Source organism: Blastococcus tunisiensis (assembly GCF_900112815.1).
Taxonomy (GTDB): Bacteria; Actinomycetota; Actinomycetes; order Mycobacteriales; family Geodermatophilaceae; genus Blastococcus_B; species Blastococcus_B tunisiensis.
The window spans coordinates 120770-144178 of record NZ_FOND01000014.1; the positions used below are offsets into that span (position 1 = coordinate 120770).

The following is a 23409-nucleotide window of genomic DNA, read 5'->3' on the forward strand; positions in this document are numbered from 1 at the left end:
GGCAGGAGGCGCCCCCGACATGGCCACCGCTCCCCCGTCCGCCGTCCCCCAGGTGAGCGCGGCGCCACGCGCGGCGCTGGAGGCGATGCTGGGCGTCCCCTTCACGGACGGCAACACCGTGGACGTGCTGCGCGACGGGGACCAGACCTTCCGCGCCCTGCTGTCGGCCGTCACGGGCGCCACCCGCAGCATCGACCTGCTGTGGTTCGCCTGGCGGGAGAGCACCATCGGCGAGGAACTCGCCGACGCCCTGGCCGGGCGGGCGGCCGACGGCGTGCGCGTCCGCGTGCTGCTCGACGCCTACGGGGGGAGGCACATCGCCCGCGGGTCACTCGACCGGCTCCGCCGGAGCGGCTGCGAGGTGCTCTTCTACCGGCCGATGCCCAGCGGGCGGCCCACGGTGTGGAACCTGCGCACCCACCGCCGGGTGCTGGTCTCCGACGAGGTGGTCGGGCTGACCGGAGGAACCGGGGTCGCCGAACCCTGGACCGGCAGCGGCCGGTCCCCCGGTCACTGGCGGGACACGGCGTTCCGCGTCCGGGGTCCGGCCGTGGCGGGCCTGCGCGCGGCCTTCGCCGGTCCGTGGCTGCGGGCGCGGGCCCGGGCCGGTGGGTACCGGCCGATCTCCGCGGCCGACCGGTTCCCGCCCCCCGGCACCGGGGGCGGCAGCGCGGTCCAGGTGCTGCGGCCGTCATCGGCACCCGGGTGGAACGACGCCGCGCTGGCGATCGCCGTCCTGCTCGCGACCGCGCGCGACCGGGTCCGGGTGGCGTCCCCGTACGTGCGGTTGCCGGACTGGCTGGAGGACCTGGTCTGCGCCACGTCGCGGCGCGGCGTCGAGGTGCAGCTGCTGGTCTCCGGGCCGCACGTGGAGAAACCCTCGGTGCACCTGCAGGGAGAGCACGGCTTCCGGCCGCTCCTGGACGCCGGGGTGCAGATCTGGCGCTACCAACCCGCGCTGCTGCACGCCAAGGTCGTCACCGTGGACGGCGAGCTGGCGATGGGCGGCACGACGAACCTCGACGTCCGTTCCCTCGCCCTCAACGAGCAGGTCTGCCTGCTCGTCCAGGACCGGACCGTCGTGGCCACCCTCGACCGGCACTTCGACGAGGACCTGACCGCGAGCGTCCGGGTCGACCCGGCCCGATGGCGGTCCCGCGGCATGGGTCAGCGGGTCTTGGAGACGGCTGCTGACCTGGCGGGACGCCCCCTCCGCGGCTGGAGCGGCGCGGGGCTGGCCGGCCGGCATCCGTGAGACCGGGCACCGGGACGGCGGGAGACGGTTCGCCACCCCCATCCTGGGCAGAGTTCCGGCGTGACCCGTTCCGTGCTGATCATCGAGGACGACGTCCGCATCCGCCGGATCGTCGCGATGACCCTGCGCCGGGAGGGCCTGGAGGTCACCGAGGCCGCGAGCGGGCAGGAGGGGCTGGACCAGCTGGAGGAGCGGCCCCACGACATGGTGCTGCTGGACCTGATGCTGCCCGACCGCGACGGCTTCGAGGTCTGCCGCGAGATCCGGCGGCGCTCGGACACCCCCATCATCATGATCACCGCCAGGACCGACAGCCATGACGTGGTGGCCGGCCTGGAGGCGGGAGCCGACGACTACGTCACCAAGCCCTTCGTGGCGAAGGAGCTGTCCGCCCGGATCCGGGCACTCGCGCGCCGGTCGCGCGGGGACCAGGTGCGGCCCCGGATCCAGATCGAGGACCTGGAGATCGCCCCGCAGGACGGGGTGGTCACCCGGGACGGCGCCGTCGTGCCGCTCACCCGGACGGAGTTCAAGCTGCTCAGCGAGCTCGCCGCCGAACGCGGCCGGGTGGTCAGCCGGGAGGAGCTGCTCGAGCGGGTGTGGGGATACGACTACTTCGGGGACTCCCGGCTCGTCGACGTCCACGTACGGCGGCTGCGCAAGAAGATCGAGTCCGACCCGTCCGCGCCGACCGTGGTGACGACGGTCCGTGGCATGGGCTACCGGCTGCCGGAGTGACCCGCCGCCGGGGGCCGCGCACCCTGCGCGGCCGGGCCACCCTGGCCCTGACCGGCGTGGCCGCGGTGCTGACCGCGGTGATGGCGCTCGGCGTCTGGCTCTACGCGACGGACTACCTCCTGCAGACCCGGCAGAACGTCACGCTGGCGCAGGCGGCGGCCAACGGGGCGCAGGTGCAGCGGGGCCTGGCCACACCGGGGCTCTCCCCGGCGCAGCTGCTGGCCCAGTTGCCACGGGAGACCGGCTCGGTGTCCCTCCTGGCCGACGACGGGGAGTGGAGCACGACGTCCCTGCGCATCGGCCGGGACGACCTGCCGCGGGCGCTGCGCACCGAGGTGCTCGCGGGCGATCCGTCCCGGCAGCGGATCGTCGTCGACGGCCGGCCCTACCTCGCGATCGGGGTGCCCCTGGCCGGGCTCGACGACGCCTACTTCGAGGTCTTCCCGCTGACCGAGCTCGACAGCACCTACCGGGTGCTGAGCACCATCCTGGTCCTGGGCGTGCTGACCGTCGTCCCGGTGGCGGCGGCGATCGGCTGGTGGGTGACCCGGCCGGCCCTCCGGCCGCTGGACCGCATCTCCGCCGCGGCGGCGGCCATCGCCGCCGGGAACCTGACGGCGCGGATCGATCCGCGCGAGGACCCCACGCTCGTCCCGATCGCCGAGTCCTTCAACGCCACGGCCGCGGCCCTGGAGCGACGGGTGCGCACCGACGCCCGGTTCGCCTCGGACGTCAGCCACGAGCTGCGCAGCCCGCTGACCACCATGCTCAACGCGATGGCCCTCATCGAGGACCACGCGGACGACCTCCCGGAGGACGGCCGCGAGGGCCTGGCGCTGCTCGGCGCGGAGGTGCGGCGCTTCGAGCGCCTGGTTGCCGACCTGCTGGAGATCTCCCGGGCCGACGCCGGCAGCGGCGACCTCGTGCTGGAACGGGTCCGGCTCGCCGCGCTCGTGCACGAGGCAATGGCCCGGCGCGAGCTGGACGGCCGGGCGGGTGTGCCGCTGAGGGTGGCGAGCGGGGCCGACGACGTGGTGGTCCGCGCGGACAAGCGACGGCTGGAACGGGTCGTCGGCAACCTCGTGGAGAACGCCGACAACCACGGCGGCGGGCTCACTGCGGTCGCGGTCGAGCGCAGCGGCGACATCGCCCGCGTGATCGTCGACGACCGCGGGACGGGGGTCCCGGAGGCGGAGCGGGCGGCGGTCTTCGAGCGGTTCGCCCGCGGGAGCGGCAGTGCCCGCACCGCCAGCGAGGGCAGTGGGCTCGGGCTGGCGCTCGTGACGCGGCACTTGCAGTTGATGGGAGGGTCGGTCGACGTGACCGACAACCCCGGCGGCGGCGCGCGGTTCGTGGTCCGCCTGCCCGTGGACCCGGAGATCCGGAGGCCCGGCTGATGCGGACCGCCCTCCTCGCCCTGGCCGCCGTGCTGCTGGTGGCCGGGTGCGGCATCGACCCGCAGGCCCGGCCCGAGGTGGTCAGCATCGCGCCGCCCTCCACCGGCGAGGCCGGCCGCAGCGGGGAGCCCGACGATCCGCAGCTGCGCGTCTACCTCGTCCGGGGGGCACGTCTCGAGCCGGTGATCAGGTCCCATCCGCAGCCGGGGATCGACGCGGCTCTCGAGCTCCTCGCCGCCGGCCCCACGCGCGTCGAGGTCCTGGTCGGCGGGCTGCGGACGGCCCTCCCCCCGCAGAGCCTGTTCCCGGATCCGTCGTCCGGTGACACGGCGGTGGTCACCATCGCCGTCACGCGCGACTTCACCGAGATCTCGGGGGTGAGCCAGCTGCTGGCGATGGCGCAGGTGGTGTGGACGGTGACCGAGGACCCCCGGGTGGGAGGCGTCCGGATCACCGAAGACGGACGGCCGCTCGAGGTGCCGACCGACAGCGGGCTGACCAGACTGGCCGTCGACCGCGACGACTACTTGTCGGCCGCCCCGGCCGCGCCGGCGCCCGCACCGTCCGGGGCTCCGCGCAGCGAGGAACCGGGCGGGCCGGCGCCCGGGACCGCTCCCCCGGCCGCGCCCACGACCGGCCGCCGGCGACCTGTCCCCCGGTGAGCGGCGTACGGGGGTCCTGCCGGTGGCGGACCCCACCGGGCGCGCCGCCATGACAGGTGTGTGACAGACCGGCGGCCCGCCGCGCGCGGCTCCGTCATCCCCGCCCATGGTGGAGGGGACGGTGCGGCACGACGCCGTCCGCGCCCCCGCGATGAGAGAGGACGGACATGGTGGATCGGTTCGGTCGGTCGCCGGTGCTGGCCGCGGTCCTGGTGCTGGCCGGGGTCGGGCTGTCGGCCTGCGGGGAGGAGGACGAGAACGCCCTCGCTCCCACCCTGGAGACCGAGATCCCCGACATCCGCGGCGCCGACGACCTCGACGACCCCTACGTCGGGATCCTCGACCCCGCGTTCCGGGCAGACCTCGAGGCCTACAGCGAGCAGGAGGTCACCGTGCTCGCCGACGTGGCCGACGTGATCTCCCCGCGGGCCTTCACCGTCACCTCCCCCAGTGGGGAGGAGGTCGATCCGGTGCTCGTCGTCACCACCGCGGACGCCGGTGACGTCGAGCCGGAGAGCGGCGAGGCGCTGGTGATCGCGGCGACCCCGCTGGAGGGCTTCGACGCCGGGACCGTGACCGAGGAACTCGGCCTGGACATGGACACGGCCGACCTCGACGACTGGGACGGAGACGTGTTCCTCCTCGCCACCATCCTGGAGGCCGCGCCGTGAGCCGACGGCCCGTCCGCCCGCACCGGAGCGTGCCGCGCAGCACGGCGGGCCCGGAGGAGCGCTCGCCCGCGCCACTGCGCGACCGGCTCTGGCACGGCGCCGCTCCGAAGCCGGTCCCCCGGTCAGAGGGGCGCTGCCGGCCCGTCCCCCACGCGCCGTTCACCCAGGTCGTCGACGGCCGACTGGGCATCGTGCGTCCCCACGGCCTCCTCACCGCGGACACCGGCGCCCTCCTGCGGGAGACGGTGCAGGCCCTGCACCGCAGCGGTCACACGCGGGTCTGTCTCGATCTGACCGGTCTCCACGACGCCGATGACGCAGGACTGGACATGCTCTGTGCGCTGCGACGGTCGGGAACGGTCCGCGGCCGTTCCCTCGTCCTCCTCGCCCCCGAGCAGCAGCTGAGCCCGTGATCGTGCGACGCCATGATCACGGAGCGTGTTCATGACATTCTCCTGACAGACTCACCGACCACGCCTCATGAGCGCCCGTCGTGGCAACCCTGTTGATCATGCAGGCTGCCTCGACCGACGACGGATCCCGGACCTCCCCTCCATCCGCCGGACGATCCGTCGTCCCCCTGGACGACGAGACGGCCGAGCAGCGCGACGTCGCCGGCGCCAAGGCGGCCGCCCTCGCGACAGCGAGCCGGCACGGCCTGCCGATCGTCCCGGGCTTCGTCGTGACCACGGCGGCGGTCGACCGGATCGCGGCCGGCGAGCCCCTCGACGACGAGATCCTGACCGCCTGGCGGGGCCTCTCCCAGGACGGACGCCACGCCCTCGTCGTTCGCAGCAGCTCGACGGTGGAGGACCTCGGCGACTCCTCCATGGCCGGGCGGTTCGAGTCCGTCGTGGGGGTGACCGGACCCGACGAGTTCCGCCGGGCGGTGGACGTTGTCGTGGCCTCCCGGCAGGAGGCCGCAGCCGGGTCGGACACGCTGACCGGGCGCGAGCCGCTCGCGGTCCTGGTGCAGCCGCTGCTCGACGCCCGCAGCGGCGGTGTCCTCTTCGGGATCGACCCCGTGTCGGGTCGCGAGGACCGGCTCGTCGTCGCCGCCGTCGACGGTGGCCCGGACCGCCTGGTGAGCGGCGAGGTGGACGGGGACCGGTACGAACTGGACCGGACCGGCCGGCGCACCGACGTCACGCGCGGCGACGGCGGCGCCCGGTTGCGCCGGTCGCAGCTGCGGGCGCTGGCCCGGCTCGCGGAGCGGACCGCGGACGTGTTCGGCGGCCCGCAGGACGTGGAGTGGGCGATCGATCGTGCCGGGCGGCTGCGGCTCCTGCAGAGCAGGCCGGTGACCGCCGAGCCGCGGGGCCGGCCGGTCGGGCCGGTCCTGGGCCCGGGGCCGGTGGCCGAGACGTTCCCCGAGCCGCTCCAGCCGCTGGAGACCGACCTGTGGGTGCGGCCGCTCCGCGAGGCGCTCCGGCAGGCCCTGCTCCTCGCCGGCACGGCCGAGGTGTCGGCGGTGGAGGGATCCCCGCTGGTCACCGTGCTCGGCGGCCGGGTGGCGGTCGACCTCGACCTGCTCGAACCGCGGGAGGAGACCCCGCGGCTGCGCGACCGGCTCGATCCGCGGCCGCGGCTGCGCCGGCTACGGGCGTCCTGGCGGGTAGGGCGGCTGCGCTCGGCGCTCCCCGCGCTGGCCGAGGACGTGCTCGGCTCCGCCGATCACGTGCTCGGTGGTGTCCCGGCGCTCCACGAGCTCACCGACCGGCAGCTCGTGGCGGTCCTGCACCGTGCCGGACCGGCCCTGGTCTCGGTGCACGCGCACGAGGTCCTCATGGGCATGCTCGTGGATCCGGCCGCACCCCGGCTCACCGGCGTGAGCGCGGCGATGCGGGTGCTCGCCCGGTCGCGAGGGGCCGGTCTCACCGACACGGAGATCGTCGCCGCCAACCCGGTCGTGCTGGCCCTCGCGGCGCCCCGGATCTGCTCCTTCCCGCAGCTGCCGCCCGACGTCACGGCACCGGAGGGCGCTCCGCCGGGTGACGGGGGCGATGCCGGACTGCTGCGCGAGGCGCTGCGGCTGCGGGTCCGGTGGATCCAGGAGGTCACCGCCCGCGTCGCCTGGACCCTCGGCGAACGGCTCGCGGCGACCGGCCGCCTGCCGCGCGCGGAGGACGTCCGCGGGCTCCGGCTGGCCGACCTCACCGCTGCCGTGCAGGACGACACCCTCGAGCTGTCGCCGGAGGCCGTCGAGCCGGAGGAGCCGCTGCCGGCCCGGTTCCGGCTGGGGAACACCGGTCGCCCCATCCCCGTGAGCGGCACCGCCGGCGGCACCGGGGCCGGCGGCGGTACCGGCACCGGCCCGGTGCACATCGGGGACGACCCACCGGACGGCGCGGTGCTCGTCGTCCGGAACCTGGACCCGTCCCTGGCGCCGGTGCTGCCCCGGCTGGCCGGCCTGGTCGCCGAGACCGGCAGCGTCCTCGCCCACCTGGCGATCCTGGCCCGGGAGTCCGGCGTCCCGACCGTCGTCGGCTTCTCCGGCGCCATGGACGCCTTCGCCGAGGGGACCACCGTCCGGGTCGACGGAGCCACGGGCGCCGTCGAGGAGGAGACGTCGTGAAGAAGCTGAGCTGGATCGTCGCCACCGTCGCGCTGATCGCGTGTGCCGGCTACCTGTTCGTCTACATCTACCGCTGGGAGTGGCACCGGGCCCTGCTGGTCGGGATCCTCTTCCTGGCCACCCTGGTGGGGCTGTGCACCGCACTGGTGCTGCGCCGCCTCACGACGGCGGCCGCGCGACCGCCGGCCGCCGGGGACCGCCCACCCGGCGCGCTGGAGCGGCTGCGGGCGGCACCGGTGGAGAGCAAGCCGTTCCCGTGGCTGCGACCGGAATCGCTCGACCGCACGCACATCTTCATCCCGGTGCTGCTCGGCGGTGGCTTCGTCGTCTCGGGCATCGCCTGGGCGATCGAGCGGGTGGCCGGCAGCTCCGCCCGCTCCGGCGTCGAGGAGCAGCTCGCGGCCGATCTCGACGGCATCGCCTTCCCCGTGACCCCGCTGGTGCCGACCGATGCCGAGCTGCTGGCCGGCGGCGACGACTTCGCCGACGACGCCGCCCTGCGCGTGCTGCTCGGCCCGGCCGCCGCCGGGTCGCACCGGTGAAGCGCGCCGTCGTCGGGCTGATCGCCGCGGTCGTCGCCGTCGTCGGGGTGGTGCTGCTGCGGTCGGAGCTGATGACCGTCGACGTGGCCCAGCCCGAGGGGTCCTACACCGACGTCGTGGTGGCCGCCGCCACGGTGCGGGAGGACCCGTCCGTCCGGGAGGAGATGACCCGGGGCCTGGTCAGCGCCTGCCGCCTGCTGGTCAACGCCGACGTCGTGGAGGACTCCTTCCTGCAGACCGGCGACGGGGTGTTCGCGTTCCGGCTGCGGCCCGGGCTCGACGAGTTCGACCGGCGGGAGCTCCGGGGCTGCCTGCGTGACCTGCGCGTCCAGCACCTCCTCCTGGACGTCCGCGAGCTGACCACCGTCGCCCCGGGCGAGGACGCCGGCGGCCGGCCCTGACGACCCGGTCGGCGGGCCGGAGTCACCGCACCGTGCCACGCCAACCCGCCGACGAACCCTGCGCCGGAAGAGAGGCATGCATGCCCGACACGCACTTCGAGCCCTTCGTCCATCTGGTCGACGTCGCCGCCGACCGGGCCCTGATCGCCTGGGGCGGTTTCTGGTTCCGTCGCGACGACCCCGACGGCCGGTGGCGGGTGGTCGGTGACGGCCGGCTCGGCGAGGTGGACCGCGGCCGGACCGCCAGCATGGGCGCGAACTCCGAGCCGTACGGCGAGGCCCTGGTGGAGGTCCTCGACGGGACGGGCCGGGTGGTCGGCTCGGCCCGGACCGACACCGCCAACCATGTCTGGATCGATGGCCTGTCGCCCGACACCGGCTACCGCTACCGGATCACGGTCGACGGCCGTGCCTGGGCGGACGGGCCGAGGCTGGACTGGGGGCCGGTCCCGCGCGGCGGGCTCGACCTGCGCGCCGGGGGACGGTCGTACAGCATGCGCTTCCGCACCCACCCGGCGAGCGACACGCAGGCACCGCTGGACTTCGCCGTGCTCGGCGACTACGGCGTCGGGATCCTGGCCGACGTCGAGAGCGGCCGCCGGCAGCGACGCGTGGCCGGCGTCCTCGACCGGCTGACCGACGAGCCCGGTGTCCGACTCGTCATCGCGACGGGCGACAACGTCTACGCCAGCGCCGGGCGACGTGGATCGGAGGGCAGCGGCGACCAGGACGACGACTGGTACGGCAGCTTCTACCAGCCCTACCGCTACACCCTGGCGCGGGTGCCGGTGTACCCGACGGTCGGCAACCACGACACCAGCGACGAGGAGTCGAGCGACGACCGGGCCCAGATCCGCGCCAACTTCCACACCGACGCCCGGTTCACGCCCGAGGTGGCGGGCGCACGGGCCTCGGTGGACCCCGGCATGTTCTACCGGTTCGGCTTCGGCTCCGACGTGGAGTTCGTGTGCATCGACACGTCCCTGGCCGACCCGCTGCCCACGAAGCACTTCTTCGAGCATCCCCGGCACCGCGAGTTCCTCGACGCCGCGTTCCCCGAAGGGACGGGCCCACGGTGGCGGATCCCCTTCTCCCACCACCCCGCCTACTGCGCCGGACCGCACCACCCCAACACCGACGCGATGATCGAGCACCTGGTGCCGCTCTTCACCCGCGCCGGGGTGCGCGCGGCCTTCGCCGGGCACGAGCACAACTTCCAGCTCTCCCGGGTCGGGGACATCCAGTACTTCCTGTCCGGCGCGGGTGGGCAGCTTCGCGAGGAGCCACCGGCCGGTTTCACGGAGGCGTCGACGGTCGCCTGGGCGGCCCAGGCGCACCTGCTGCTGGCACGGATCGACGGCGGGACGATGACCGTCACGCCCGTCGCGGCCCTCGGACCCGACGGGCGACCCGAGCCCATGACCCCCCAGGCCCCCGATGGTGCCGTCGTGGAGGTCCCCTTCGCCGTTCCCGCCCCCGACCGGACGTCCGGTGACGGACCGCCGGGGACACCGGTCAGCGCCCGACCTCTACCTCGATGACCGGGTAGCCGGATGCCCCGTCCGGCGCGACGGGGGTGCGCTCGTCGGTCTGGACCTCGCCGCGTCCGTCGGTCGCCCGGGCGGAGATCACGTGCCTGCCCGGGGCGGCGTCCCAGGGCAGGAACCACTGCCTCCAGCAGTCGACGTCGAGCGGTTCGGCGAGCTCCGCCGGCTGCCACGGGCCGTCGTCGATGCGTACCTCCACCCCCTCGATGCCGCGCGTCGGCGCCCACGCCACTCCGGCGATCGGCTGCCGCCCGGCCGTGACCGTGCTCCCGGGCCGGGGCACGTCGATCCGGGCCTGGGTCTTGATCGGCCCCTCCTTGGCCCAGCCGCGCGGGATCCAGTAGCCGTCGACGTCCCAGCCGGTGAGCTCGATGGCCGCGAGCCACTTGGTGGCCGACACGTATCCGTACAGCCCCGGGACGACCAGGCGTGCGGGGAAGCCGTGCTCGGCCGGGAGCGGCTCGCCGTTCATGGCGACGGCGACCATCGCCTCCTCCAGGTCCAGGGCGGTGAGGACCGGGAAACCCGCTGTGAAGCCGTCGACGGAGCGGCCCACGAGCTGGGTCGCCCCCTCCTGCAGTCCCGCCCGGTCGAGCAGCGTCCGGAGCGGCACGCCCTGCCAGCGGGCGTTGCCCACCAGGTCACCGCCCACCTCGTTGGAGACGCAGGCGAGGGTGACGTCGGCCTCGATCTGCGGCAGCTCCATCAGTTCGGCGTAGCTGAGGGTGAACGGCTCGTCGACCATCCCGCGGACCTCGAGCTGCCACCCATCGGGTTCCACGATGGGGACCCGCAGCGCCGTGTCGATCCGGTAGAACCGCTCGTTCGGTGTGAAGAGCGGGGTGAGGCCGGGGATCTCCAGGTCGGCTCCCGCGGGTACCGGACCCGCCTGCCGGAACGGGGCCGGGAGCCGGATGGCAGCCCGCAGCTGCCCCAGTCGCTCGCGGCCGGAGAGCAGGTACCCGCCGACCCCGGCGAGGACGGCGAGGGCGGTCGTGCCGCCGGCCACCACGAGGAAGCGACGGCGGTCCGACTCCGGCGGCCGACCCGGACCGGCGACGGTCGCGCCCGCCACGCCGGTCGGCCCGGCCGGCGGCGTCGCCGCCGTGCCCGCCGCCCGGTCGGCCCGCGCAGTGCGGATCAGCGACCACAGCACGCCGACCCCCACCGCCGCGCCGGCCACGGCGACCAGCAGCGCCCCGGGGAGCGTGGCGCGCGGGTCGGTGAGTGCGGCCGCGACGCCCAGGGCGGCGAAGGCGACGAATCCTCCGGCCGCCGGGAGGAACCTGCGCCGGGCGAGCACCCCGAGGGCGGCGCCGACGAGTACGGAGATCAGCAGCACCCCGCCGATGAGGACCGGCTTGTCGGCACGGCCGAGGGTCGCGATGGCGGCCCGCTCGAGCCAGCCCGGGACGCTGTCCACGACCACGTCGCCCACGGCGATCACCAGCGACGGCGCACGCTCGATCACGCCGGCGACGAGCTCCGCCGCTCCCAGCGCCGCCGCCACCGCCGCGATGCCCGCCACCGCCCCGGTGCTGCGGCGCACCCGGCCGGGAACGGCGTCGTCCTGGCGTTCCTCGTCTGCTCTCTGCGTCACACCGGGCGAGGTGTCCGACGAACCAGGCAGCGACACGGGACACCCCCGGATGACGCACGATCGTCATCCGGCCGGTGGCGACCGGGTCCGTGTCCGCCGGTCGTCTGCCCGGTGCCCCGGCCCGGCCGGGTAGCGCCGGGGCCGTCAGGCCGGTCGGACGTCGGTGAGCAGCAGCCCGCTCGCCGGCGCCGCCGGCATCCGCGTGAGGTCGACGCTCAGGTCCTGCAGCGGGACCTCGTAGGTCATGCCCGTGGTGAGGAGCCGGACCGCCCGCTCCAGCACCGAGATGGTGAGCCATTCACCCGCGCACCGGTGACCGGAGGAGAACTCACCGGCGCCCTGCGGCAGGAAGGTGTACGGGTCGCCGTCCCAAGCCCCGAAGCGCTCGGGCCGGAAGGCAGCCGGGTCGGCCCAGAGGCGCGGGTCGTGGTTGGTGGCGTAGATGTCCAGCAGCAGCCAGGAGCCCGGGGTGAATCGGCGACCCCGCCAGTCGAACTCCTGCTGGACGCGGCCCCCGACCATGGGGAAGAACGGGTAGTAGCGGCGCACCTCCTGCACGAACCACCGGAGGTACCCGTTCTCGCCCACCGCCGTGCGGCACTCCGGATGCTGGTGCAGCGCGAGGGCCGCGAAGACCACGAACCTGGCCACGGCGACGGTGGGGCGCAGCACGTTGAGGAGTTCGACCCGTGCCACATCGGGGTCCAGCAACCGGCCCTCCGCGTCGCGGTGCCGGGCGATGACGTGCGCCGCACGCCCCTCCTGGACCGCCGGATCGCCGCCGCGCACGCGGGCGATCAGTTCGCCGGCCCAGCGTTCGGCGCGGTGGCGGAGCAGCTGGCCGTGCAGGTTGCGCGGCCCGACCGAGCCGGCGCCCTCCACCATGGCGGCCAGCTGGCGGGTACGGGTGCCGGCGTCCTCCCGGTCGAGCGGCACCCCGCTCCACGCGCAGACCGCCCGGAAGAGCACCTCGCGGACCGCGTCGAAGAGCACCACTCCGCCGGACCCGGCCCACTGCGGGGCGCCGGTGCGCCACTCCCGCTCCACCAGATCCCCGATCTCGGCGAGCGCGGCGGGAGTCATCAGCGACATGAACATCTGCTTGCGGTGGCGGTGTGCCTCCCCGTCGAGCAGTTCCACGCTGCCCCGGTCCTGCAGCAGGGTGAGGGTCGTGGGCGGGAGAGCCCGCCGCCGCGTCGTCCGATCCGGCTCGTACAGCAGGCGCGCCGCCTCCTCGCCGAAGGCGACCACGGCCGGCCGGAGCATCAGCCGGGTCTCGAAGACGTCCGACGCGGTGCGGGCGAACCGGTGCGCCCCGAAGGCGTAGCCCTCCCGGAGCAGGGCCACGGTGCTGTCGGCCCCGCGCAGCCGGGGGATGCCGTCGGTCACGGTCACGTCCTTTCCTCCTGGCCGCCCGGGTCCGTACCGGCCCTTCGGGGCCGGTCGCGGCGGGCGGGCGGGAGCCCACGGGGAGAGCCGGTCGGCGGGTGCCGACCTCGCGCCCGGCCGATCGGCTCTCCCTCCGGCCGGATCAGTCGTCGTTCTCCTCCTCGTCGCCGACGCCCTCCTCCACGACCCCTCCGTCGTCGACGGGCTCCTCCTCACCGCAGGCGACCATCGTGAAGGAGGCGGCCGCGATGGCGGCCCCTGCGGCGGCGGAGCGCCAGCGGTTGCGACGTGCGGGCAGTGGCGTGCGGTTCATGGTTCTCCTCGGGACGCGACGGCCGTGACCGGCGGACGGTGGATGCGGGCGCCGGCTGCCTGCCCGGGGCCCCGGCCCCCGACCCACACCCGCCGGTGAACGTCACACATCCGTAAGGGAGGGATGGCCTCCCTCGTCCGGGGCCACGCGCGGAGCCCGGTATCGCCCGCGCCCGGTGCGCCGGGTCGGCGGCGGCCGACCGGGGTAGCGATGCCCCATGTTGGATCCGGCCGTGAGCGACCAGTGGTGGAAGAACGCCGTCGTCTACTGCGTGGACGTGTCGCGTTTCATGGACTCGAACGGGGACGGGGTCGGCGATTTCCGCGGCCTGACCCAGCGGCTGCCGTACCTCAGCGGCCTCGGCGTCACCTGCCTGTGGCTGCTGCCGTTCTATCCCTCCCCCGGGCGGGACGACGGGTACGACGTGTCCGACTACTACGCGGTGGACCCGCGTCTGGGCAGCCTCGGGGAATTCGTGGAGTTCGTGCGGACCGCCCGTGGTCTGGGCATCCGGGTGGTGACCGACCTGGTGGTGAACCACACCTCGAGCGACCACCCGTGGTTCCGCGACGCACGGCGCAGCCGGGACTCGACCTACCGCGACTGGTACGTCTGGTCCGACGAGGAACCCGAGCAGCAGGGGAAGATCATCTTCCCCGACAAGGAGGACAGCAACTGGGCATGGGACGAGGAGGCCGGCCAGTACTACCTGCACCGCTTCTACTCCTCCGAGCCCGACCTCGACATCGCCAACCCCGACGTCCGTGACGAGATCCACCGCATCATGGGGTTCTGGCTCGAGCTCGGCGTCTCCGGCTTCCGGATCGACGCCGCGCCCTATCTCATCGGGGACACCGGCATCGAGGACGAGATGCCCCAGGACCCGCACGACTTCCTCGAGGACATGCGGGGATTCCTCTCCCGCCGCCGGGGCGACGCCGTCCTCCTCGGCGAGGTCAACCTCGACCCCGGGGAGCGCGAGACGTTCTTCGGGGACGAGGGCGACGAGCTGACCTGCCTCTTCGACTTCATCATGTCCGGTGCCGTGTTCACGGCGATGGCCCGAGGCGAGGCCGGCCCGCTGGCGGACCAGCTGCGCCGCACCCCCCGGCCACCGCGCACCGCGCAGTGGCTGAATTTCCTGCGCAACCACGACGAGCTCAACCTCTCCCGCCTGCCCGAGGACCAGAAGCAGGACGTCATGCACGCCTTCGCACCCGACGAGGAGATGCGGATCTTCGACCGGGGCATCCGGCGCCGGCTGCCACCGATGGTCGACGGCGACCGCCGGCGGATCGAGCTGGCCATCAGCCTGGTGATGACGCTGCCCGGCACCCCCGTGCTCCTCTACGGGGAAGAGATCGGGATGGGTGACGACCTCGGGACGGAGGGACGCAGGAGCGTGCGAACGGTCATGCAGTGGAGCGATGGGCCGAACGGCGGGTTCTCCACCGGGGAGGATCTCGCGGCGCCGCTGATCGACCACGGCCCGTTCCGCTACCAGGACGTCAACGTCGCCGACCAGCGACGGCACGAGGACTCCCTGCTCAACCGCGTGGAGCGGGCCATCCGCGTCCGCAAGGAGTCGCCCGAGTTCGGTTGGGGCTCCTGGTCCGTCCTCGACACCGGGGACCGCCGGGTCCTGGCCCACCGCTGCGACTGGCTGGGGAGCGCCGTGGTGGCCGTGCACAACCTCTCCGGGGACGACGTCGAGGTCCGGCTGGATCTCCACGCCGGGCAGCAGGTGGACGACGTCGCCGACCTGTTCGGCAACGACCGGTTCGAGCCGCTGGACCCGGAGGACGCCGTCTTCGCCCTGTCCCCCTACGGCTACCGCTGGCTCCGCGGTCGCGGTGCGGGGAGCGAGGTGGCGCTGTGACCCGGCCCGGCCCGCCGGACGCCACCGGCACCGCCCCGGCCGGGCAGATCGCCGGGCCGTGGTGGCGCACGGGCGTCGTCTACCAGATCTACCCCCGGTCGTTCGCCGACACCTCGGGGAGCGGCGTCGGGGACCTGGACGGGATCCGGGCGCACCTGGACCACCTCGGCTGGCTGGGCGTCGACACCCTCTGGTTGTCCCCGATCTATCCCTCCCCCATGGCCGACGCCGGTTACGACATCGCCGACCACTGCGCCGTCGATCCGATCTTCGGCGACCTCGACGCGTTCGACCGGCTGCTCGCCGAGGTCCACGCCCGCGGCATGCGGCTGATGCTCGACTGGGTGCCGAACCACACCAGCGACCAGCACCCGTGGTTCCTCGACTCCCGCAGCTCCCGCGACTCACCGCGGCGCGGGTGGTACCTGTGGCGCGACGGCACGCCGGACACCCCGCCGAACAACTGGCTGGCCCAGTTCGGCGGAGGGCCCGCGTGGACCTGGGACGAACTCACGCGGCAGTGGTACCTGCACCTGTTCCTGCCGCAGCAGCCCGACCTGGACTGGAGCGAATCGGCCGTGCGGGAGGCCATGCACGACGTGCTGCGCTTCTGGTTGCGCCGTGGCGTCGACGGCTTCCGCGCCGACGTCGTGCATCTCATCGGGAAGGACCCGGACCTGCCCGACCACCCCCCGGAACTGGTCGGGACGAACATCGTGCACACCCACGACCTACCGGTGACCCACGATCTCCTCCGCGGGATCCGCTCCGTCCTCGACGAGTTCCCCGGCGACCGGGCCATGGTCGGCGAGGTCAACCTGCGCTCCCCGGCCCTGGTGGCGCCGTACTACGGGGCCGGGGACGAGCTGCACCTGGCGTTCAACTTCGTCCCGCTGCTCGGCCCCTGGGACGCCGCGTTCTGGCGCTCGACGATCCAGGACACGCTGGCGGCACTGGCCCCCGTCGAGGCCTGGCCCACCTGGGTCCTGTCGAACCACGACAACCCCCGGCACCGCACCCGGTACGGCGGGTCCGAGGCACGGGCGCGCGCCGCGGCCCTGCTCCTCCTCACCCTGCCCGGCACGCCGTTCCTCTACGCCGGCGAGGAGCTGGGCCTCGAGGACGCCGTCGTCCCTCCGGGCCGACGGGTGGATCCGGGGGGCCGCGACGGCTGCCGTGCCCCGATCCCGTGGACCCCGGATGCCGGTCACGGCTGGCCGCCGGACCCGTGGCTGCCGTTCCCCCCGGACGCCGCCGGCCGCAGCACCGCCGCGCAGCGGGCGGACCCGGCATCGGTGCTGCACCTCTACCGGCGGCTGCTGACGGCCCGCCGCGGGTCCCCGGCGCTGCATCGCGGATCGTGGACAGCACTGCCCGCGCCCGACGGCGTCCTCGCCTACGAGCGCCGCACGGGAGACGACCGCCGGATCGTTGCGGTCAACTTCGGGGACGCACCGGCAGAACTGCCCGTCGGGGAGCCGGTGGCGGTGGAGGTCGCCTCCACCGGACGGGGTGAGGGTGCGGCGTGGCCCGGGGTGCTCGCCCCCTCCGAAGCCGTCGTGCTCGTCCCGACGCGGGAGCCGACGGCGACCCCGACGGAGGCGGTGGTTCAGCCGGCGTAGGGCGTCTCGGGACCACGCGGTGCGGCGTCGGGGCTCGGCTTGCGGCCCGGCTCGAACCCGACGTCCGCGAAGACGACGTCGACCGGGTCGGCGTAGCGCTTCCCGTTGCGGGGGTCGTGCCGCATCCAGGAGGGCGGCTCGATGTGCACCGAGACCGTGAACGGTCCCTCCCCGGGCACCTTCGCGTTGAAGCCGTAGTGGTGCAGGAACGGGTGCCACAGGAACGGCGCCCGTTCGCTGAACAACTCGCGGTCGCCGTCCTGGACGGTGACCGTGACGTCCAGGCCCGGGACGAACCGTCCGTCCGCGAGATCGGCCACGGCCACCTCGATGTGGGCGTTGGCCTCCTCCGGCGCCTCCCGCCAGACCAGGCCGCTGTCGCCGTCCCGTGCGTACATGCCCTCGGCCTGCTCGTTGACCAGGGCGACGACGAAGTTCCCCGCCTCGGCGACTGCCGCGCCGTCCTCCTCCTTCATGGCCTGCAGGGCCGCGCCATAGGCGTCCCCCTGCTGCCTGGCCGTGTCCAGCTGCTCCGGTTCGGCCTCGTTGCTCTTCTCCATGGGCGGCGCCACCGCCGGCGTCGTCCGCTCCTCGACTGCGTGTCCTGCGGCCACGGGTCGCTCCCCTCGCTCGGCGTTCGGTTCCCCCGCCCGCGTGCCCCCCGGCACCCGGCACGAACCACCCCCACCGCCGCTGTCACCGCAATGACACACGGGGCGTTCCGCGGCACCCGGCGCCGGTCGGCAGGCCGCGCCTCGACGAGCCGGTCCGGCTAGCCGCTGCCATCCGCCTCACCCGGTCCAGCGGGGGCCGGATCCGGCAGTGCTCCGACCTCGATGCCGGCGTGCCTGGCCTCCAGCTGCGCGGTCACGGCGAACCCCAGGAAGATGGCCACGCCGGTCACCTGCGTCCACAGCAGGAGTGCGATGACGCCGGTCAGCGGTCCGTAGACGACCCCGAAGGACGCGGAGAGCTGGACGTACGCGCCGAGCAGGGCGGTGAAGCCGAGCCACAGCGATACCGCGACGACCGTGCCGAGAAGCAACCACGACCACCCGGGCTGACGCCGTCGGGGGGCCAGGCGGAGCATCGCCAGCACCGCGCCGAGCACCAGCAGCACACCCACCGGCACGGCCGCCGCCATGACCGCGTCGTCGTCCCAGCCGTAGACGTCCTCGACCGCGTCCCCGAACGCGGCTCCGGCCAGCAGCACGCCGGACCCCGCCATGGCAGGGAGACCGGAGACGACCGTCATCCCCAGGGCCCGACCGTACTTCCGGCGGGTGGGCCGGTCCCGGACGATCCCGTAGATCCGGTTGGCCCCGCGCTCGAGCTGTCCCATGGCGGTGGTCAGCGTGGCGAGCGCGAAGGCCAGCCCCAGCCAGAGCGCCGCCACGGAACCCGCCCCCTGTTCCAGGGTGTTCCGGATCAGGGCTCCCGATCCGCCGGGGCTCAGCGCGACGATCGTCGACCGGAGCACCCGCCCCAGGCCGTCCGTCGCCAGGGTCCCGCTGAGACCGACGGCGGCGATCACCAGCGGGATGAAGGCGAGGGAGAGCTGCAAGGCCAGGGCGCGGGAGTGGGAGAACCCGTCGCCGTAGCGGAACCGGGCGAACGCCTGCTGCCAGAACGACCACTTCGCCGCACGGACCGCCCGCATCGCGTCGCGAGACGTCAGCTCGCCGCCGGACTCCCCGCCACCTTCGGGCACGCCGGGGACCGATCCGGAGCTGCGGCCCGTTCCCCGGGGACCGTCGGTGATCACCCGGACAGCTCCCCTCGTCGTCGACCGGTGGCCGGCAGCTCGCCGGAACACCTCGCCGTTCGGATTCCCCGTGGGCGCATGCCCGGATTGGAGCACGACACCGCGGCGCGCGTCGCCGCACGGCCCGGCCGGGCACCGCGCGGGGGCAGCGAGCACGCGGAGGGCCCGAAGCACGACCGATGACGGTTGCATGACGATCGGGGCCGGGCCGGATCCTGCCGCCCGGCTCGGGCAGAGGGGACGGGACAGGCGAGGTAGACGACTCGCGGTCCCCGGCGGCGGAGGGAGAAGCCCCGGCTGCGCCACGACGCCCCGCCCGGCGGCAGCAGGCACCCGTGTGCCGGCCGCCGGCGCAGCGGGGTCCGCGGCGGCGCGTCGTGGGCACGGACGGTATGACGACGGAGCACGACGTGCGCGAGCGTGCGCGACCTGATGGGGACCGCGGGGGAACGCTCCGGCGGGCTGCACGGCGGCTGGCGGCCAGCCCCCGACCGGGCATGGCGGTCAGGGCCGCGGTGGCAGCCTCCCTCGCCTGGGGGCTCGTGCACGTCCTTCCGGGATTCGCCGCGGAATACCCCTACTACGCGCCGCTGGGCGCGGTGATCGCCACGTCCACCACGGTCGCCGGGTCGGCGCGGCAGGCGTGGCAGACGGTCGCCGCCATCGCGCTCGGCGCCGGCGTGGCACTCGGCGTCGAGCAGCTCCTGGGACGCAACCTGGCGACCATCGCAGCCGTCGTGGGCATCGGCGTGCTCCTCGGCGGCTGGAAGCGGCTGGGCAGCGGAGCCGGCTGGCTGCCCACGTCCGCGCTCTTCGTGCTGCTCCTCGGGGACCAGCACCCGCTCGACTACGTGGCCGGGTTCGCCGGGCTCACGCTGGCGGGAGCGCTCGTCGGGCTGGCTGTGGTCGCCGCCTTCCCACCGCTGCCACTGACCTCCGCGGACGCTGCCCTGGACCGACTGCGGCGCACCCTGGCCGACCAGCTGGAGGACCTGGGCGCCGGGCTCCGGCGGGAGGGGGCCCGGGTTCCCGGCGAGTGGCGGGCCCGCATCCACGCCATCGACCCCGTCGTCGTCCAGGTGCGCGAGGCGGTGCACCGGGTGGAGGAGGCGCGGAGCGGGAACCGGATCGCGGGCAGGTTCCGCGACTCCCTCGAGCGGCAGCGTCGGCAGGCCGCGGCGTTGCAGCGGCTGGCGTTCCTGGTCACGAGCATCACCCAGCTGCTCACGGAGACCGATGTCGCGGACCGGGACGACACGACGCTCGCCCCGTCCCTGCGGGCCCCCGTCGCCGGAGCGCTGGACAGCCTGGCCGGCATCCTCCGCACGATGGACCGCCGGACGCCGGACCCGGCTGCCCTCGACCGGGCGTGCGACGCGGTCCGGACGCTGGTCGGACAGGTCCGGCGCACGCCCGCGACGACCGGCGACGGCGGTCTCGTGGTGGACAGCGTCGTGGAGGACATCCGGCGGTCGCTGCTCGCCCTGCACCCGGAGCTGGGCCGGGCCGAACCGGGAGGGCGGTGACCCGGACGCCGCCGCCCCCGACGCACGAAGCCCTCGGGAGCGGTGGCAGCCGGCCAGGCGATGTCACCGGACTGCAAGGCGCAGGGCGTTCACGGACGTCGTCCGCAGGGGTAGCCGGTCCGGGTGCCTTCGACATCTACTGCAAGCCTCCCCCGGGAGGACCAGGCAGCCGCCACCGGGATCGGCCGCTTCGAGGTGCGCGCCGCCCTGGGCTGGGTGGCGGTGCTCCTCGGCGCCGTGCCGTTCCTGCTGCTGTGGCTGCTCGTGCAGCGATCCTGGTCGCCGCTGTCCACCCTCGACGGCGAGGTGGCCGCGGACCTGAACGCCTCTGTCAGCGGATCCCCGCTCCTGGTCGGCGTGCTCAGGGCCGTGACCACCCTCGGCGGCACCGGGACGGCAGTGCTGCTCTTCCTCCTCGCCACGCTCTTCCTGCTCATCCGGTCGCAACGGCGGCTGGCGGCCTTCGTCGCCACCACGGGCGTGGGGCTGGCCGTCCTCGGGCCGCTGACCAAGGCGATCGTCGACCGGGCCAGGCCGGTCGTGGAGTCGCCGGTCGTCGACACGCCGTCGAACGCCAGCTTCCCCAGCGGCCACGCGATGACCGCCCTGGTGACGTGGGGAACGCTGCTGGTGCTCACGTTGCCGTCGGTCCGCCGACGGCTCCGCCCCTGGCTCGTGGCCGCGACCGTGCTCGTCGTGGTCGCCGTCGGGTTCACCCGGCTGGCACTGGGCGTGCACTTCGTCTCCGACGTGCTCGCCGGCTGGGCCCTGGGAGCCGGCTGGCTCGCGGTCACCACCGCGACCTTCCGGGGCTGGCAGCACCGCCGCGGGGTGCATCCGGACGAGCCGCTCGACCCGCTCGCCGTCGATCCGGACGACGCACCCCACCTGGCGGGCGCGGACGGTCCGGGAGAGCCGCGGGCGCGGGCGCTCTCGCTCCGGCTGCTGGCCGTCGCCGCGGGACTCTTCGCGGTCGTCACCGCGCTGGGGCTCCTGGTCACCGCGGTCCTGACCGGCACTTGGCTCGGCCGGTTCGACCGCGGCGTCGTCCGCTGGTTCGCCGAGATCCGGAGTGCGGACCTCAGCACGGTCATGGAGTGGGTCGGCCGGCTGTCGGGCACGCCCGCGGTGATCGCCCTCGGGCTCTCGCTCGCCGTGCTCGGCCTGGCGGTGACCGCCAGCCGCCGGCCGGCGGTCTTCGTGGTGGTCACCCTGGTCGGCGAGGTGGCGCTGTACTTCGTCAGTGCCGAGGTGGTCGACCGGATGCGGCCGGCGGTCGCGGACCTGACGTCGAGCCTGCCGAGCGGTGCCAGCTGGCCGTCGGGCCACACGGCAGCCGCCGCGGCGCTCTACGGCGCGGTCGCCGCGCTGGTCATCGCCTACTGGCGTGGCCCGTGGCGCTGGGCGGTCCTCGTCCTGCCCGTCGTACTGGCCCCCGCGATCGGGGTCTCGCGGATCTACGCCGCGGCCCACTACCCCACCGACGTGCTCGCCGGCCTGCTCCTGGGCGGGCTGTGGGTCTACGCCTGCGCGCGGGTGCTCCTGCCGCGCCCGGGCCACGGTGCCCGTTCCGGCAGCCGGGCAGGATCTCCCGCAGCGGCGACGGCGCACCAGTGAGACGCCGGATCGCCTGGCCGACCGCGGCTGCCCTGGCCGCCGGGCTGGTCCTGCGGCTGGCTCGCGCCCGGCGGCTGGCGGAGCGGACCACCGGAGCCCCGCCGTCGGTGCGCACCGACGACGGCGTCCTCCTGCACGTGGAGACCGAGGGGCCGCCCGACGCCCCGCTGACCGTGGTGTTCTCCCACGGGTTCGCCGCGCGGGGGGCGATGTTCGACCCGCAGTGGGCCGACCTGCGCGGAGAATGCCGCCTCGTCCGCTACGACCAGCGCGGCCACGGGGACAGTGGCTGGTCCGGTGCCCGCGCGGCCACGATGGAGCGCCTGGGCCGGGACCTCGGCCAGATCGTCGACGCCCAGGGCGGACAGGGGCGGGTCGTGCTGGTCGGGCACTCGATGGGTGGCATGGCGGTGCTGGCCCTCGCCGGCCTGCGGCCCGAGCTCTTCGGGAACCGGATCGCCGGGGTGGCGCTGCTGTCGACCCGGGCGGCGCCGCTGACGGCGGGCGAGAGCAGCGCGGGTGCCGCCCTCCGGATCAGGACCACCCTGGGCATCGTGGGGGCATCGGCGCTGTGGGTGACCGCCCCACTGCTGCAGGCCGTCCATCCCTTCCGGTCCCGGATCGGCCACGACGTCCTGCGGCGCCGCCTCTTCGCGGAAGACCCGCCCGACCAGCCGGCCCGCGCCGCCCGGTCCATGTGGGTCGACACGCCGACGGCGGTCATGTCGGCCTATCTCCGTGCCCTGTCCACCTACGACGCGCGCGCAGCGGTCGGCGCGCTGCGGCGGGTTCCGGTACTGGTCCTCGCCGGCGAGGAGGACTCGACGATCCCCGTCCGGTCCTCCCGCTGGCTCGCCGACCGCATCGGTGGGCACACCCGGCTGGTGCTGGTGCCCGGCGCCGGGCACATGGTGACCATGACCCATTCCGCGGAGGTCGACGCCGCGCTGCGCGACCTCCTGACCGAGTCGGTCCCGGGGGCCGGCGGAAGGAGGGCGACGTGAAGAACCGGCTCGCTCGCACGGGACTCGCGCTCGGGGTGTTCCTGGTCCTCCTGCTGGCCTACGGCATGCTCGTCGAACCGCGGGTGATCCTCGACGAGGAGCACGCCGAGGTCGCCCTGCCGCAGCTCGGGGAGGAACTGGCCGGCACGGAGGTCGCCGTCGTCTCCGACCTGCAGCTGGGCATGTGGTTCGCCAACCACGGGATGGTGGAGCGCGCCGTGCAGACCATCGTGGAGGCCGAGCCGGACGTCGTCCTGCTCGGCGGGGACTTCGTCTACAGCGCCGATCCCAGCATCGAGACGCAGGTCGACACGCTGCTGGACCTGATCGACCCGCTGGTCCGGTCGGGCATCCCCACCTACGCCGTCCTCGGCAACCACGACTACAAGGTGGACGCGGCCGACGAGCTCACCACGGCGCTCGAGGGCGCCGGCATACCGGTGCTGAGCAACGCCGCCCTCCCGGTGCCGGGTCCGGTCGACGACCCGGCCGAGCAGCTGCACGTGGTGGGTATCGGCCCCGACCTCCCCAACCGGGTCGACGTGGACGCCGCGCTGGAGGACGTGCCGGACGGCGCCCCGCGGGTGGTGCTCATGCACAACCCCACCGTCTTCGACCGGCTGCCGGCCGGAAGCGCCCCGCTCACGCTGGCCGGGCACACCCACTGCGGGCAGGTCGCCCTGCCGGGCACCCCGGAATGGGCGTACCTGGCACTCACCAGCGAGGAGCGGATCGTCGCCGACGGCTGGGCCCCGGAGGACTTCGGCGCGGACGGCAACCGGATGTTCGTGACGTGCGGCATCGGGTTCAGCGTCGCCCCGATCCGGATCAACGCTCCCCCGCAGGTGGCGTTCTTCACGCTGCAGCCGGGGGCGTGAGCCGACCCGGGCGGACCGGGCCACATGA

21 protein-coding genes are annotated in these 23409 nt (G+C 74.5%); 16 read left to right on the top strand and 5 right to left on the bottom strand.

What is annotated here, in order from left to right:
- Window positions 1–19 precede the first annotated feature (19 nt).
- The 10 genes from BM142_RS17325 to BM142_RS17370 all read left to right on the top strand — a co-directional run bounded on the left by BM142_RS17325 (window position 20) and on the right by BM142_RS17370 (window position 9782).
- Window positions 20–1255 carry a phospholipase D-like domain-containing protein gene (locus BM142_RS17325; RefSeq protein WP_092201499.1) on the top strand — a complete coding sequence of 412 codons (1236 nt, stop codon included), beginning with the start codon at window positions 20–22 and terminating at the stop codon, window positions 1253–1255.
- 60 nt (window positions 1256–1315) lie between these two features.
- Window positions 1316–1993 (top strand): response regulator transcription factor, encoded by a 678-nt coding sequence (locus tag BM142_RS17330; RefSeq protein ID WP_092201501.1) that lies wholly within the window; start codon window positions 1316–1318, stop codon window positions 1991–1993.
- Window positions 1990–3390, top strand: a complete 1401-nt coding sequence (locus tag BM142_RS17335; RefSeq protein ID WP_092201503.1) for a sensor histidine kinase — start codon at window positions 1990–1992, stop codon at window positions 3388–3390. Before BM142_RS17330 ends, BM142_RS17335 begins: the two co-directional genes overlap by 4 nt.
- Window positions 3390–4052, top strand: coding sequence for a GerMN domain-containing protein (locus BM142_RS17340; protein WP_092201505.1), 663 nt, complete (start codon window positions 3390–3392; stop codon window positions 4050–4052). The genes BM142_RS17335 and BM142_RS17340 overlap by 1 nt, the downstream gene beginning before the upstream one ends.
- A 167-nt stretch (window positions 4053–4219) precedes the next feature.
- Entirely contained in the window at window positions 4220–4723 is a 504-nt protein-coding gene (locus tag BM142_RS17345) for a hypothetical protein (protein ID WP_092201507.1), read from the top strand.
- Complete coding sequence (locus BM142_RS17350) at window positions 4720–5136, top strand: STAS domain-containing protein (RefSeq protein WP_175527323.1); 417 nt, start codon at window positions 4720–4722, stop codon at window positions 5134–5136. The genes BM142_RS17345 and BM142_RS17350 overlap by 4 nt, the downstream gene beginning before the upstream one ends.
- Window positions 5137–5216: 80 nt before the next feature.
- On the top strand, window positions 5217–7298 hold the full coding sequence (locus BM142_RS17355; protein WP_092201511.1) for a PEP/pyruvate-binding domain-containing protein: 2082 nt from the start codon (window positions 5217–5219) through the stop codon (window positions 7296–7298).
- A complete protein-coding gene (locus tag BM142_RS17360; RefSeq protein WP_092201513.1) occupies window positions 7295–7840 on the top strand; it encodes a hypothetical protein in 546 nt (181 codons plus the stop codon). Before BM142_RS17355 ends, BM142_RS17360 begins: the two co-directional genes overlap by 4 nt.
- Window positions 7837–8241, top strand: coding sequence for a hypothetical protein (locus BM142_RS17365; protein ID WP_092201515.1), 405 nt, complete (start codon window positions 7837–7839; stop codon window positions 8239–8241). Before BM142_RS17360 ends, BM142_RS17365 begins: the two co-directional genes overlap by 4 nt.
- 80 nt (window positions 8242–8321) lie before the next feature.
- Window positions 8322–9782, top strand: coding sequence for a metallophosphoesterase (locus BM142_RS17370; protein ID WP_092201517.1), 1461 nt, complete (start codon window positions 8322–8324; stop codon window positions 9780–9782).
- On the opposite strand, the gene BM142_RS17375 is transcribed toward BM142_RS17370, so the two are convergent.
- The 3 genes from BM142_RS17375 to BM142_RS24640 form a co-directional block, all read right to left on the bottom strand.
- Window positions 9757–11388 (bottom strand): molybdopterin-dependent oxidoreductase, encoded by a 1632-nt coding sequence (locus BM142_RS17375; protein WP_217640769.1) that lies wholly within the window; start codon window positions 11386–11388, stop codon window positions 9757–9759. The genes BM142_RS17370 and BM142_RS17375 overlap by 26 nt on opposite strands.
- Before the next feature lie 144 nt (window positions 11389–11532).
- Window positions 11533–12783 (bottom strand): cytochrome P450, encoded by a 1251-nt coding sequence (locus BM142_RS17380; protein ID WP_217640770.1) that lies wholly within the window; start codon window positions 12781–12783, stop codon window positions 11533–11535.
- A gap of 136 nt (window positions 12784–12919) precedes the next feature.
- Window positions 12920–13090 carry a hypothetical protein gene (locus tag BM142_RS24640; protein WP_175527324.1) on the bottom strand — a complete coding sequence of 57 codons (171 nt, stop codon included), beginning with the start codon at window positions 13088–13090 and terminating at the stop codon, window positions 12920–12922.
- A 232-nt stretch (window positions 13091–13322) separates the two neighbouring features.
- On the opposite strand from BM142_RS24640, the gene BM142_RS17385 reads away from it, so the two are divergent.
- Both BM142_RS17385 and BM142_RS17390 read left to right on the top strand, forming a co-directional pair.
- The gene (locus tag BM142_RS17385; RefSeq protein WP_092201519.1) at window positions 13323–14969 is read left to right on the top strand and encodes an alpha-amylase family protein; all 1647 of its coding nucleotides are present in this window, start codon (window positions 13323–13325) and stop codon (window positions 14967–14969) included.
- A complete protein-coding gene (locus BM142_RS17390) occupies window positions 14966–16591 on the top strand; it encodes an alpha-amylase family glycosyl hydrolase (RefSeq protein ID WP_217640771.1) in 1626 nt (541 codons plus the stop codon). The genes BM142_RS17385 and BM142_RS17390 overlap by 4 nt, the downstream gene beginning before the upstream one ends.
- Here the strand turns inward: BM142_RS17390 and BM142_RS17395 are convergent.
- Both BM142_RS17395 and BM142_RS17400 read right to left on the bottom strand, forming a co-directional pair.
- Window positions 16579–17205: an iron transporter gene (locus tag BM142_RS17395; RefSeq protein WP_139228918.1), complete on the bottom strand. Its 627-nt coding sequence runs from the start codon at window positions 17203–17205 to the stop codon at window positions 16579–16581. The genes BM142_RS17390 and BM142_RS17395 overlap by 13 nt on opposite strands.
- 158 nt (window positions 17206–17363) lie before the next feature.
- Entirely contained in the window at window positions 17364–18302 is a 939-nt protein-coding gene (locus BM142_RS17400) for a YihY/virulence factor BrkB family protein (RefSeq protein WP_217640772.1), read from the bottom strand.
- 569 nt (window positions 18303–18871) lie between these two features.
- Here BM142_RS17400 and BM142_RS17405 point away from each other — a divergent pair.
- From BM142_RS17405 to BM142_RS17420, 4 genes are all read left to right on the top strand, one after another.
- Entirely contained in the window at window positions 18872–19882 is a 1011-nt protein-coding gene (locus BM142_RS17405) for an FUSC family protein (RefSeq protein WP_139228919.1), read from the top strand.
- Between the two features lie 123 nt (window positions 19883–20005).
- A complete protein-coding gene (locus BM142_RS17410) occupies window positions 20006–21499 on the top strand; it encodes a phosphatase PAP2 family protein (RefSeq protein WP_092201525.1) in 1494 nt (497 codons plus the stop codon).
- Window positions 21496–22503 (top strand): alpha/beta fold hydrolase, encoded by a 1008-nt coding sequence (locus BM142_RS17415; protein ID WP_092201527.1) that lies wholly within the window; start codon window positions 21496–21498, stop codon window positions 22501–22503. The genes BM142_RS17410 and BM142_RS17415 overlap by 4 nt, the downstream gene beginning before the upstream one ends.
- Window positions 22500–23381 carry a metallophosphoesterase gene (locus tag BM142_RS17420; RefSeq protein WP_092201529.1) on the top strand — a complete coding sequence of 294 codons (882 nt, stop codon included), beginning with the start codon at window positions 22500–22502 and terminating at the stop codon, window positions 23379–23381. Before BM142_RS17415 ends, BM142_RS17420 begins: the two co-directional genes overlap by 4 nt.
- Window positions 23382–23409 lie beyond the last annotated feature (28 nt).